The organism is Pseudoalteromonas sp. APC 3691 (assembly GCF_030408135.1).
Classification (GTDB): domain Bacteria; phylum Pseudomonadota; class Gammaproteobacteria; order Enterobacterales; family Alteromonadaceae; genus Pseudoalteromonas.
This window is the reverse complement of the sequence record NZ_JASDCB010000157.1, coordinates 1-779: the sequence shown is the minus strand read 5'-3', so window position 1 is coordinate 779 and position 779 is coordinate 1. Positions and strand designations below refer to the sequence as shown.

Here is a 779-nt window from a genome sequence, read left to right as displayed (position 1 = left end):
AACCGAAGTTTTATTTAACTCTCTGAGTAGTTCGTGCCTCGCTATGCGTTGTCCGCTGCGCGTCGCCATATCCCGTCTCAGTGGGGTCGCATTATAGGGAGATCCGAAAACAGATCAACCCTTTTTTGAAGAAAACTTGAAATAAAGTACTGTTCGCTGAGTATTTGAGCTAAACACGTTAAAAACACAACATAACTATCAATTTATTAACAACTAAAGGCGCTTAAACTTCACTAATATTAAAAGTGAGCTCAAACGATCTTCATATAAAGACTTACACCCCATATGATCAATACGATCGTTAATGAAAGTGTTACGGCTGCAGAACCCATATCTTTGGCTCTACCTGACAATACATGCAATTCTGTACTTACTCGATCTGTTAATGCTTCAATTGCAGAATTTAATAATTCAACTATTAGTATAACCAACAGTGAACTTACTAATATTGCCCAGTGCAGTAATGATGAAGCAAGCCAAAATGAAATAGGAAATAATATAAGGCTTAATAGTAGCTCTTGTCTAAATGCGGCTTCCTCTTTAAATGCAGCACTGAAGCCTAGGTAGGAACAATAAGTCGCTTTGAAAACACGTTTGAGGCCTAAGCCATTTGGTTTAAGTATATCTTTCATTAATAAACTCTATGAATGAAGTGTCCCGTCCTAAAATACGTTGACGGTTTTAATTGAAGGCCAGTAGCTTTTGCTCCTAGCTTTTTTTGTGCACTTGGTTTGGTGTTTTCATTCCTAAACTCAAATGCGGCCTCATTTCATTGTATA

The 779-nt window shown here is 37.4% G+C and carries 1 protein-coding gene; it reads right to left on the bottom strand.

The features are described from left to right. Positions 1-251 precede the first annotated feature (251 nt). A complete protein-coding gene (locus tag QL998_RS20710; protein ID WP_024604898.1) occupies positions 252-632 on the bottom strand; it encodes a diacylglycerol kinase in 381 nt (126 codons plus the stop codon). Between the last annotated feature and the right edge of the window lie 147 nt (positions 633-779).

Bases quoted from the DNA above. Each gene is read 5' to 3' on its own strand.
- QL998_RS20710 (WP_024604898.1), bottom strand. From the start codon at position 632: ATGAAAGATATACTTAAACCAAATGGCTTAGGCCTCAAACGTGTTTTC.